Source organism: Mycobacterium terramassiliense, from assembly GCF_900157385.1.
Classification (GTDB): domain Bacteria; phylum Actinomycetota; class Actinomycetes; order Mycobacteriales; family Mycobacteriaceae; genus Mycobacterium; species Mycobacterium terramassiliense.
This window is the reverse complement of sequence record NZ_LT717701.1, coordinates 463,118-474,426: the sequence shown is the minus strand read 5'-3', so window position 1 is coordinate 474,426 and position 11,309 is coordinate 463,118. Positions and strand designations below refer to the sequence as shown.

General features: G+C 68.8%; 14 protein-coding genes. 11 read left to right on the top strand and 3 right to left on the bottom strand.

Annotation, left to right across the window (positions count from 1 at the left end; genetic code table 11):
- Window positions 1–13: 13 nt before the first annotated feature.
- Complete coding sequence (locus MTAB308_RS16915) at window positions 14–1,039, top strand: LCP family protein (protein ID WP_245831524.1); 1,026 nt, start codon at window positions 14–16, stop codon at window positions 1,037–1,039.
- 21 nt (window positions 1,040–1,060) lie between these two features.
- On the opposite strand, the gene MTAB308_RS16910 is transcribed toward MTAB308_RS16915, so the two are convergent.
- Together MTAB308_RS16910 and MTAB308_RS16905 are read right to left on the bottom strand one after the other, a co-directional pair.
- A complete protein-coding gene (locus tag MTAB308_RS16910) occupies window positions 1,061–1,885 on the bottom strand; it encodes a glycerophosphodiester phosphodiesterase (protein ID WP_077100595.1) in 825 nt (274 codons plus the stop codon).
- A 4-nt stretch (window positions 1,886–1,889) separates the two neighbouring features.
- Window positions 1,890–2,945 carry a DUF4328 domain-containing protein gene (locus MTAB308_RS16905; protein WP_077100593.1) on the bottom strand — a complete coding sequence of 352 codons (1,056 nt, stop codon included), beginning with the start codon at window positions 2,943–2,945 and terminating at the stop codon, window positions 1,890–1,892.
- 452 nt (window positions 2,946–3,397) lie between these two features.
- Here MTAB308_RS16905 and MTAB308_RS29335 point away from each other — a divergent pair, with 452 nt between their 5' ends.
- From MTAB308_RS29335 to rraA, 9 genes are all read left to right on the top strand, one after another.
- On the top strand, window positions 3,398–3,553 hold the full coding sequence (locus MTAB308_RS29335; protein WP_167670484.1) for a hypothetical protein: 156 nt from the start codon (window positions 3,398–3,400) through the stop codon (window positions 3,551–3,553).
- Window positions 3,554–3,703: 150 nt separating this feature from the next.
- Complete coding sequence (locus MTAB308_RS16900) at window positions 3,704–4,327, top strand: superoxide dismutase (protein ID WP_077100591.1); 624 nt, start codon at window positions 3,704–3,706, stop codon at window positions 4,325–4,327.
- Window positions 4,328–4,523: 196 nt separating this feature from the next.
- Window positions 4,524–5,057, top strand: a complete 534-nt coding sequence (locus MTAB308_RS16895; RefSeq protein ID WP_068278406.1) for a peptidase — start codon at window positions 4,524–4,526, stop codon at window positions 5,055–5,057.
- Between the two features lie 253 nt (window positions 5,058–5,310).
- Entirely contained in the window at window positions 5,311–6,006 is a 696-nt protein-coding gene (locus tag MTAB308_RS16890) for a TMEM165/GDT1 family protein (protein ID WP_077100590.1), read from the top strand.
- A gap of 454 nt (window positions 6,007–6,460) precedes the next feature.
- Window positions 6,461–6,859 (top strand): helix-turn-helix transcriptional regulator, encoded by a 399-nt coding sequence (locus MTAB308_RS16885; RefSeq protein WP_077104441.1) that lies wholly within the window; start codon window positions 6,461–6,463, stop codon window positions 6,857–6,859.
- A 110-nt stretch (window positions 6,860–6,969) separates the two neighbouring features.
- Window positions 6,970–7,626: a DUF6474 family protein gene (locus tag MTAB308_RS16880; RefSeq protein ID WP_077100588.1), complete on the top strand. Its 657-nt coding sequence runs from the start codon at window positions 6,970–6,972 to the stop codon at window positions 7,624–7,626.
- Complete coding sequence (locus MTAB308_RS16875) at window positions 7,623–8,258, top strand: YcnI family protein (protein ID WP_077100587.1); 636 nt, start codon at window positions 7,623–7,625, stop codon at window positions 8,256–8,258. Before MTAB308_RS16880 ends, MTAB308_RS16875 begins: the two co-directional genes overlap by 4 nt.
- Entirely contained in the window at window positions 8,255–8,527 is a 273-nt protein-coding gene (locus MTAB308_RS16870) for an Rv3852 family protein (RefSeq protein ID WP_077100586.1), read from the top strand. The genes MTAB308_RS16875 and MTAB308_RS16870 overlap by 4 nt, the downstream gene beginning before the upstream one ends.
- A gap of 1 nt (window position 8,528) precedes the next feature.
- Window positions 8,529–9,002, top strand: a complete 474-nt coding sequence (gene rraA / locus MTAB308_RS16865; protein WP_077100585.1) for a ribonuclease E activity regulator RraA — start codon at window positions 8,529–8,531, stop codon at window positions 9,000–9,002.
- Window positions 9,003–9,004: 2 nt separating this feature from the next.
- On the opposite strand, the gene MTAB308_RS16860 is transcribed toward rraA, so the two are convergent.
- Window positions 9,005–10,474 (bottom strand): flavin-containing monooxygenase, encoded by a 1,470-nt coding sequence (locus MTAB308_RS16860; RefSeq protein WP_077100584.1) that lies wholly within the window; start codon window positions 10,472–10,474, stop codon window positions 9,005–9,007.
- Between the two features lie 77 nt (window positions 10,475–10,551).
- Between MTAB308_RS16860 and MTAB308_RS16855 the strand changes: the two genes are divergently transcribed.
- Complete coding sequence (locus MTAB308_RS16855) at window positions 10,552–11,193, top strand: TetR/AcrR family transcriptional regulator (protein WP_077100583.1); 642 nt, start codon at window positions 10,552–10,554, stop codon at window positions 11,191–11,193.
- The last annotated feature ends 116 nt before the right edge of the window (window positions 11,194–11,309 follow it).

Sequence of the window (11,309 nt, the reverse complement as noted above, 5' to 3'; positions counted from 1 at the left end):
GCCGACGACACCGCTGCGCCGGCCCACCCCGCCGGCCGCCCCGCCGCGACCCGTCGGGCCGAGGGCGCGCCGCAAGCGCCGCTGGATGCGCGCGGTGGTGGTCGCGGTGCTGACCGGCGCGCTGCTCGCCGCCGCCGGCGTCGTGGGCGGGGCCTTGTGGTTCGACACCAGGCTGCACCGCGAGCAGGCTCTGGCCGACTATCCCGACCGACCCGCACCCGGCCGCGGCACGAACTGGCTGATCGTCGGCTCCGACAGCCGCCGGGGCCTCACCGCCGAGCAGCAGCAGGACCTGGCTACCGGCGGCGACGTCGGCACCGGCCGCACCGACACCATCCTGCTGGTGCACGTGCCCGAGCTGCGGTCGAGCACCCCGGCGACGGTGGTGTCGATCCCCCGCGACTCGTACGTGCCGATCCCCCGCCATGGCAAGGACAAGATCAACGCCGCGTTCGCGATGGGTGGCGCGCCGCTGCTGACCCAGACGGTGGAGCAGGCCACCGGGCTGCGCCTCGACCACTACGTCGAGATCGGATTCGGCGGCTTCGCGGGGCTGGTGGACGCGCTGGGAGGGATCACCGTGTGCCCGGCCGCGCCGATCAACGACCCGTTGGCCGGCATCGACCTGCCGGCCGGCTGCCAGAAACTTGCCGGCCGCGACGCCCTCGGCTACGTGCGGACGCGCGATACGCCGCGCGCGGACCTGGATCGGATGGCCAACCAGCGCCAGTTCCTGTCGGCGCTGCTGCACCGGGTCGGCAGCCCGGCGGTCTGGCTCAATCCGCTGCGCTGGTACTCGGTGCCGCGCGCGGCCGCCGACGCCATGACCGTGGACCGGGGCGACCATGTCTGGGACTTGGCGCGACTCGGCTGGGCGCTGCACGCAACCACCACCGCGCTCACGGTGCCGATCGGTGAGTTCACCAACGGCGACGTCGGGTCGGTGGTGGTGTGGAACCACGAGGTCGCCGGCCAGCTGTTCGAGGCGCTCGCCGCCGACGCACCCGTGCCCGCCGACGCCCTGCAGGGGCAGAACTAGTTCGATGGTGGCGACCCGCCACTACCCGCTGCCGTCGCCGGCGCGCGCGTTCTGCAACCACGCCTTGGTGCGACCCGGGTGGTGGGTGGCCAGCCAGGCCACGCCGACATCCCGGCAAAAGTCGATGTCGTCGTACTCGTCGACGTTCCAGCAGTAGACCGCCCGGCCCTGCGCGACGGCGCGGTCCACCAGCTGCGGATAGTCCTTCAACGTCGCCAGCGAGGGTCCGACGGCGGTGGCGCCGACCGCGGTCGCCGCGCTGCTGGCCAGATAGCGAGCCGTCTTGCCGAGCAGCACCGTGGGCAGCAGCGGCGCGGCGCGCCGGACCCGCCAGACGGCGGCCGCCGAGAACGACATCACCACGGCGCGGGAGCGGTCGGCCGAGGCGGGCGCGGCGATCCCGAAGCGGTGCAACGCCGCGAGGAGCTTGCTTTCCACCAGAGAGCCGTAGCGGACCGGGTGCTTGGTCTCGATGAAGAGCTTCACCGGCCGGTGCCAGTCCAGCACCAGCGACACCAGCGCGTCCAGCGTCAGCAGGCTGGTGTCGCCGTGCGTGCCGTCGGCGCGCCAGCTGTCGTGCCACGCACCGTATTCGAGTTCGCGCAACTCGGCGAGCGTCATGGTGCTGACCAAACCGGCCCCGGTCGAGGTCCGGTCAAGGCGGCGGTCGTGCACGCAGACCAGGTGGCCGTCGCGGGTCAGCCGCACGTCGCATTCCACACCGTCGGCGCCCTGTTTGAGGGCCAGATCGTAGGCGGCCAGCGTGTGTTCGGGCCGCGCGGCCGAGGCTCCTCGATGGGCGACGACAAAGGGGTGCCCGGCGAGCACCTCCTCGGCCCAGGTCATACCCCTATGCTGCCGGTTCCTGCCCCTCCAACTCAACCGGAACCCCGGATGCGCGCCCGGCGCGCCGGTCGGTGGGCTCCCGTTCGACCATGACCCACCGATGCGCGGGCCGCTGCACCGGTTTGCGCGCGAACCCCTCGAAGACCCGGGCCGCCGCGGCCACGGTGACCGCCGCGAGCAGATAGGCGAACACCATCAGCACGGTGTTGTTGGCGATGCCCTGGGCGTCCGTTGCGAAGCTGGTGAAAATCGCGAAGCTCGAGGCCAGGTAGCTGAAAACCCACGCGACCCACCACTCGAGGATCGGCCGCCGAAGCCGGGCGTAGTTCTCCTCGACGGTCGCCAGCTCGATCACGTAGACGGGGGCCCACAGCAGGTTCACCAGCGGCAGCACGCACCCGGCCCATAAGGCGCGAACCGAACGCGACTCCGGCAGGCCATGATGGGCGAACACGGCGGCCCTGCGCGCGACCAGCCACCGGATCAACATCACGCCGGAGGCGATCAGCGCCGCGATCGCCCCCACGCTGGCCAGCACGCCGATCCAGTCCGCGGCGATCGCCACAATCGAATTCAGCAGGGTGTTCCGGTTGATGACCAACAGCACATACCGCGCGACATACACCAGTGCGGCCATGGCCAGGAACAGGACGCTCAAAAACAGCGTGGTGCGCACCGCCGACGCGGAAGGCCCTGTCCGAGAAGGCTTTTCGGCCTCGGCCGGGGCCTGGTCGATGTGATCCGCCAAGCCCCAGCGCGGTATCACGGCGTAGCGCGGGGTGGGCCCCAGGCGCCGACGGCCGTGGCGCGGCGGCGGCGCGGCGCCGGGGCGCACCGCAATCCACCGGAAGCCCGGCGGCAGCCGCGGCGGGGTGCGCTGCCAGGCGGGCGCCGCGAGCGGTCCGGCCGGCGCCGGACCGGACTGCGGGCTCCACCGCGGGTCGGCCGCGGGCACGTCCGGTAGAGGCGCCATCAATGCCCCGCGGCAGCGGGGACACCAGTCGCGTCGCCGCTCGCGCACGTTCCACCGAGTGCCGCACTGGGAGCACACCTGGATCACCGGACCAGCCTAACCCTGCGACAATTCGAGCCCCGCGGAAGCGACCCGCCCGGCAACGCAACAATTGCCCAGGGCTATCCACAGTTTCCACAGGTTTATGCACAGTCGGCAGACGGGTATTGGACCCACCAACACAGCCTTTTGGAGCTACCCGGGCCGCAACTGTGGATAATCGCCGGGTGGTACGGCTGTACCATAAACAACCCGACCCGGCGCCCGAGCGAAATGGATTGCCTCGCTAATCACCCGCAGTTGAGCCCGCCGGGCTCGCTGGCGCCCGCCGGAGCGCGATCTCGTCCGTGGGGCCGGGCGACGTCTGGAGGAGACCGCCCGGCGCGCCGTTACGCAGCGCGTTTCCCAACTTCGTTGCAAGGGGTTATGATCACCGTCACGAAAAATCGTTGTGACACACCTCACTCAAGCGAGGTGGACTTGCAGGTGAAAGGCGCTTGATGGCCACGCATTCGTTCGGTCCGGGTTCGCCGGCCGCGTCGAACTCGTATTCCGGCTCGCCCGCCTGTAACCACAGCTATAGCGTCGCCGCCCTGCGCGCCGCCCTGATCGCGCTGGCGTTGCTCGCGGTTCTTGCCATCATCGTCTTGTACTGACGTCACGCCCCGAGGGGTATTCGTTCCCAGCGGTCATCCTTGCGGCGGGCGCGCGCATGGAGCAGGGTTGATTATGGCTGGCCGCCGCGTGGCAGCCCCGCGCGATGAGCGTCCGATCATCACCAACGATGCACCGAAGAAAGGAATGCTGTGGCTGTATACACCCTGCCCGACTTGGACTGGGACTTTGGAGCGCTGGAACCGCACATCTCCGGCCAAATCAACGAGCTGCACCACGACAAGCACCACGCCACCTACGTCAAGGGCGCCAACGACGCCCTGGAGAAGCTGGAAGAGGCGCGCGCCAAGGAGGACCACTCGGCGGTCCTGCTGAACGAGAAGAACCTGGCGTTCAATCTGGCCGGCCACGTCAACCACAGCATCTGGTGGAAGAACCTCTCCCCCAACGGCGGCGACAAGCCGACCGGCGAGCTGGCCGCGGCCATCGACGACGGCTTCGGGTCGTTCGACAAGTTCCGCGCGCAGTTCCACGCGGCCGCCACCACCGTGCAGGGTTCGGGCTGGGCGGCGCTCGGCTGGGACACGCTCGCGCAGAAGCTGCTGATTTTCCAGGTGTACGACCACCAGTCGAATTTTCCGCTCGGAATCGTGCCGCTGCTGCTGCTCGACATGTGGGAGCACGCGTTCTACCTGCAGTACAAGAACGTCAAGGTCGACTTCGCCAAGGCTTTCTGGAATGTCGTCAACTGGGCGGACGTCCAGGACCGCTACGCGGCCGCGACGTCGAAAACGCATGGACTGATTTTCGGCTGAGGCCGTCTTTCTCAGGCTGGGGCGTCACGCGTTTCGCGTGGCGCCCCAGCCGTTTGCGGGGCATTGAAACGGGGCATCTTGAGAACATCTGCGTCAGTAGCCGTGTCGGGTTGCACGGTGCCTAACCCGCAGGCATGCTTAATCATTCGAGCTACCAGTGTGGTTAGGCGGAAGCAGGCGTCACACGGAGGTCGAGATGGAAGCTGGGTCTGACCGTCCCATCGGGGTTTCTCCCTTCCATGCCCGTGGTGCCCTGAAAGGGTTTGTGATCTCCGGCCGCTGGCCGGATTCGACGAAAGAATGGGCCCAGCTGCTGATGGTGGCGGTCAGGGTCGCGTCATTGCCCGGATTGCTGTCCACCACAACGGTGTTCGGCGCGCGGGAGGAGTTGCCCGACGAGCCCGAGCCCGGAACCGTCGGCCTGGTACTGGCCGAGGGCACGGTATTCGGTGAATCGGCCATTCAGCCAGGGTATTTCGCCGATCACCAGCCTCCGGCGCTGCTGATGCTGCATCCACCCTCGGAAACCATGCCGTCGTTGCCGGAGTGCACCGGCGCGGCGTCCGGGTGCGTCCTGTTGCCGGGGTTGCCGTACCTGGGATTGGAGCACCGGGCCGCCTGGGTCGAGGCGGAGGCCGACGGGACGATCACCTCGATGGTCAGCCGCGTGGGCGTCGACCCGATCAGCCACCCCGATACGGCGATACTGGCGATGCTCCTTGCCGCGTAAGGGAATTCAAATCCCTTGATTCGGGCGTCGAATCGGGAAATACGGGCGCCCGAACTCGGGCGTCTGTCTGGCGCCCGGCCGGCCTGACCGTTAGCCTTGGCACCGTTAGCGAAGGGGAGTAGCCCCGAATCGTCGAGTCGACATACTGGCGCACAGCCCGGCCGGCGGACCGGTCCCATGGGGCCGGTGGGCGAGACCTTCGACCGATGTTCGGCGACTGGGTCGTCGACGACGTGTCGAAAGGTCGCCTCCCATGCTCTCCGCCACATTGCTCACCCTCGGGGTGGTTTTCCTCGCCGAACTCGGCGACAGGTCCCAGCTGGTCACCATGACCTATGCGCTGCGCTACCGATGGTGGGTAGTGCTGGTCGGGGTGGCGATTGCCGCGTGCCTGGTGCACGGGGTCACGGTGTCGATCGGGCACTTCCTGGGCGCTACCTTGCCGTCGCGCCCGATGGCGTTCGCGTCGGCGGTCGCCTTCCTGATCTTTGCGGCGTGGGCCTGGCGCGAGGGCGGCAACGGCGACGAAACGGTGCCGGCCGGTCGGGAACCGCGGTTCGCGCTGCTGACGATCGTGTCGACGTTCGTGCTGGCCGAGGCCAGCGACAAGACATCGCTGGCGACCGTCACGCTGGCCAGCAATCACGACTGGTCCGGGGTGTGGATCGGCTCCACCGTGGGCATGGTGCTGGCCGACGGATTGGCGATAGCGGCGGGCACGCTGCTGCATCGGCGCCTTCCGCAGAAGCTGCTGCACACGCTGGCCAGCCTGCTTTTCCTGATCTTCGGGCTGTGGATGCTGTTCGACGGCGCGCTGGGGTTGCGCTCGCTCGCGATCGCCGTGACGGTAGCGGTGGTGCTGACCGCGGCGACCGTGGCGGCCGCGCAAACTCGGCGCCGGCGCCGGCAGGGATCTTCGACCGCCGGGGAGTTAACCGACATCGGCTAGAGTGCCGTCGGCACCCGTCTCCTTCGCGCCACCCCGCCCCGCAGTCGCCCCCGAGGTATCTCCGAGGGCCATTAGTTGCACCCGGAGCCCGTTTCTTGGGCGTGTCGCCGACCTGACAGCAAATGATGTCGCCGCCGGCCGCAGGTTGCCTGCCGGTTGCGGTGCGACTGCCCAGCATCCTCTCCCGAATCGCCTCGCCACCCGCGCGCCCGGCGGCCCGCCACCGTCGCCGGGACACCGAATTCTGCGGATAACCTGTGAAGTTGTCTGATTTAGTGGACACCCCAGCGAATTAGTTAGACGCTCGTCGAGTGGGTATTCGGCAGCCGTCAGCAACGCCGGTGTCGAAGTACCGCGGGTTTGCACCTGGTTGCGGACCCAATCCGTCGCTACCATTGTCAGCAAATACACCTAGGCAATAGTTCACTTCTACAGCCCAGTGGAGGTCATATCGATGAGCACGACGTTCGCCGCCCGCCTCAACCGCTTGTTCGACACGGTGTATCCACCGGGACGCGGGCCGCACACCTCGGCGGAGGTGATCGCGGCGCTCAAGGCGGAGGGCATCACGATGTCGGCTCCCTACCTGTCCCAGCTACGTTCGGGCAACCGCACCAACCCGTCGTCGGCGACCATGGCCGCGCTGGCCAACTTCTTCCGCATCAAGCCGGCGTACTTCACCGACGACGAGTACTACGAAAAGCTCGACAAGGAGCTGTCGTGGCTGGCCACGATGCGCGATGACGGGGTCCGCCGCATCGCCCTGGCCGCCGTCGGGTTGTCTCCTCAGGCCCAGCAGGACGTGGTGGAGCGGGTCAACGAGCTGCGCCGCGTCGAACGCCTCGACGCCTAGCTGCGCAGCCCGACCTGACCGGCTGCCGTCGGCGCATTCCGATTAGGGTTGGCTCTCGGATCGCGCACGCGCGACGCCGACAGTCACGAGATACCGGGAGGCGGCCGGGAATGGGCCTGTTCCGCAAGCGAAAGAGTCGCGCGACGCGTCGCGCCGAAGCCCGCGCGATCAAGGCCCGCGCCAAACTCGAGGCCAAGCTGGCCGCCAAGAACGACGCTCGCCGGCTCAAGGCCGACCGGCGCGCCGCCGAGAAGGCCCTCAGTGCCCAGATCAAATCGCAGCGAGACAGCGACCGGACGGCCCTGAAGGTGGCCGAGGCCGAACTCAAGGCGGCGAAGGAGGGCAAGTTGCTGTCGCCGACACGGATTCGCCGGATGCTGACGGTGTCTCGGTTGCTCGCGCCCATCCTGATGCCGGTGATCTATCGGGGCGCGATGGCCGCGCGCGCGGCGATCGACCAGCGGCGCGCGGATCAGCTCGGCATCCCATTGGCTCAGATCGGCCAGTTCTCCGGGCATGGCGCCCAGCTGTCGGCACGGATTGCCGGGTCGGAGAAGTCGTCGCGGATTGTGCTGGAACGCAAGCCCAAGGACGCCGAGACCAAACAGTTCGTCGCCGCTATCACCGAACGGCTCAGCGACCTGGCGGCCGCCGTCACCGCCGCGGAGAACATGCCGGCCGCGCGGCGCCGGGCGGCGCACGCCGCGATCTCGTCGCAGCTCGACGGCATCGAGGCGGACCTGATGGCCCGCCTTGGGCTGACGTGACCGCCGCACGCGTCCTGATCGCGGCCGCGGCGCTCTATCTCGGCTCGGCGGTGGGCATCCCGGTGGCATGGGCGCACGTCCACGCCAGCAGCGACAACCCCGCGCGCGGCGCCATGGCGATCGTCACCTTCCAGGTGCCCAACGAATCCAACACCGGGGCGGCGACCACCGCGCTGACCGTCAGCCTGCCCGACGTGGCGGCCGCCAGCACCGAAGCCATGCCCGGCTGGACGGCCAAGCTCGAGCGCGATTCGGCGTCGGGCACCGTCCGCTCGGTGACGTGGACGGCCGCTCCCAACGGCGGGATCGGCGTGGACCAATTCGGGCTGTTCCGGATATCGGTCCAGCTGCCCGACGCCGACACCGTCAGCTTCCCGGCCACGCAGACCTATGCCGATGGGACGGTGGTGAAGTGGGACCAGCCGCCGCTGCCCGGCGGCGGTGAGCCGGAACACCCCGCGCCCACGCTCAGCCTCGGCCCGGGCGGCGGGACGCCACACCAGCACCATCCACCCGCCGCGGCGCCCTCGTCGCCGACAGCACCGGACACCACCGCCCGCGTCCTGGGCGGGGCGGCCCTCGTGGTGGCCGCCCTCGGTATCGCGCTGGTGCTGTTGCGCCGACGCGCATGAGGCGCCGGGCGGGCGCCGAAGCCCCCGAACCCGCTCCCCCCAGGCCCGCCGAGCTGGCCACGCAGCAGCGCATCGAAACGAACGGTCAGCTCGCCGCCGCGGCCAAAGACGCCGCGGCGCAAGCCAAATCGACCGTCGAAGCGGCGCCCAACCCCGTCTCGCCGGAGGTTGCGCCGACCAGATCCGGCCAGTCGCCGGTGCCGTTGATCGTCGCCGTGGCGCTCAGCCTGCTGGCGATCCTGCTGATCCGGCAGCTGCGGCGCCGCTGACGTGCCCGCGCCGTTCCGGCCGACCGCCGACCTCGTCGACGACATCGGGGCCGACGTACGCAGCTGCGACCTCCAGTTCCGCCAGTTCGGCGGCCGGTCCGAATTCGCCGGGCCGATCAGCACCGTGCGCTGCTTCGAAGACAACGCGCTGCTGAAGTCCGTGCTGTCCGAACCCGGGGAGGGTGGCGTCCTGGTGATCGACGGCGCCGGCTCCCTGCACACCGCGCTGGTCGGAGACGTCATCGCCGAATTGGCCCGGTCCAACGGCTGGGCGGGGCTGATCATCCATGGCGCGGTGCGTGATGCCGCCGCGCTGCGCGGCATCGACATCGGCATCAAGGCGCTGGGCACCAATCCCCGCAAGAGCACCAAGACCGGCGCCGGGGAGCGCGGCGTCGAAATCACCCTGGGCGGAGTGACTTTCGTGCCCGGCGACATCGCCTACAGCGACGACGACGGCGTCGTGGTCGTGTAGTCCTAAACCGCGACCGCCGCGCGCTTTTTGGCGAACCGCAGGCCCTCGTCGGCGATTTTGCCGCGCCGGATCAGCTGGATGTCGCGCACGTAGTTCTGGTTCAGCCGCCACGGCGTGCGCGAACCCTGCTTGGGCAACTCGTCGAGCGAGCGCAGCACGTAGCCCGGGGTGAACTCCATGAACGGGCGCTCCTCGACGTCGGAGCCCGGTTGCTCCACGACCACGGTGTCAAAACCGTTGTCGTCCATGTAGTTCAGCAGCCGGCAGGCGAACTCCGAGACCAGATCGGCCTTCAGCGTCCACGATGCGTTGGTGTATCCGACGGTGTAGATCATGTTCGGCAGCCCGGACAGCATCATGCCCTTGTAGGCCATCGTCTTGGTCAGGTCCACCGGCTGCCCGTCCACGGTCACGGTCGCGCCACCGAACAGCTGCAGGTTCAAACCCGTTGCGGTGATGATGATGTCGGCTGGCAGCTCCTCGCCCGAGTTGAGCCGGATCCCGGTCGGGGTGAACCGGTCGATGGTGTCGGTCACCACGTCGGCCTTGCCCTTGCGGATGACGCGGAACAGGTCGCCGCTGGGCACGAGGCACAGGCGCTGGTCCCACGGGTTGTAGCGCGGGCCGAAGTGCTTCTGCACGTCGTAGCCCTCCGGGAGCTGGCGCTGCACGAAGCCGAGCAGGATCTTGCGCATCCTCCGCGGCCACTTCTGGCAGGCCCCATACAGCGCCGCCTGGCGCAGGACGTTGCGCCAGCGGATCGCGGTGTAGGCCTGCTTGTCGGGAAGCAAGCGGTTGAGCCGCTCGGCGAGCTTGTCCCGCTTCGGCTGCGAGACGATATACGTCGGTGAACGCTGCAGCATCGTGACGTGCTTGGCACCCGACTCCGCCATCGCCGGGATCAGCGTGACCGCGGTGGCGCCGCTGCCGATCACGACGACGTTCTTGCCTTCGTAGTCGAGGTCCTCGGGCCAGTGCTGCGGGTGGATGATCGGGCCGGTGAAGTCCTCCGAGCCGGCGAATTTGGGCGCAAAGCCCTGCTCGTAGTTGTAGTAGCCGCTGCACAGGAACAGGAACGAACAGGTGAGTGTGGTTGGCGCACCGTCGTTTTCGATCTGCAGGGTCCAGCGGTTGTCCGCGTTGGACCAGTCGGCGCTGACGACCTTCTGGTTGAGCCGGATGTGCTTGTCGATGCCGTACATGGACGCGGTGCTCTTGACGTATTCGAGGATCGGGCCGCCGTCGGCGATGGCCTGGCGCTCGGTCCATGGGCGGAACCGGAACCCCAGTGTGTACATGTCCGAGTCGGAACGGATGCCCGGGTAACGGAACAAGTCCCAGGTGCCCCCCATGGCCGCACGCTTCTCCAGGATGGCGTAGGTCTTGGTCGGGCAGCGGTCCTGCAGGTGCCAGGCCGCGCTCACGCCGGAGATGCCGGCGCCCACGATGACGACGTCAAGGTGCTCAGTCATGGGCCCACGCTATCAACACTGTGTCGAACTAGTCAACGGCCTGTCGAAACTTTCGACTGCGTGTAAAGTAGCGTCTCGTGACTACCGTCGGCCCGACCCGCGCCCTGCGCGGCCGCCGCGCTCTGCGCCCCTCCGGGGACGACCGCGAGCAGGCGATCCTCGCCACCGCCGAACGCCTGCTGGAAGAGCGCGGTTTCGCCGGCATCTCGGTCGACGACCTGGCGAAGGGCGCCGGCCTGTCGCGGCCGACGTTCTACTTCTATTTCAAGTCCAAGGAGGCGGTGCTGCTGTCGCTGCTCGAGCCGGTCATCGCGCGCGCCGACTCCGAGTTCGACGGAGCGGTGCAGCGCCTCCCGGAGGACCCGCGCCGCGTCTGGCGCAACGGCATCAAGGCGTTCTTCGACGCGTTCGGCTCGCACCGCGCGCTGGCGCGCGCGGCAACCGAGGCGCTGGCCAGCAGCGCGGAGCTGCGCTCGGTGTGGCTGGGATTCATGCAGAAGTGGATCGACCAGACCGCGGCCCTCATCACCGCCGAACGCGCGCGCGGCGCCGCCCCGGAGACGATTCCGGCCACCGACCTGGCGACGTCGCTGAACCAGATGAACGAGCGCACGATGATGGCCGCCTTCGCGGCCGAGACGCCGGCCGTCGACGAGGACCGGGTCGTCGACACCCTCACCCACATCTGGGTCACCAGCATCTACGGGGAATCTGGCTAGGCGGCGATCGCACCCGCGGCGTAGCCGGGCGATGCGGGTCGCCGCCCTCGGACATTTCGGCGATCGCAAGCGCGGCGTAGCCGGGCGATGCGGGTCGCCGCCCTCGGACATTTCGG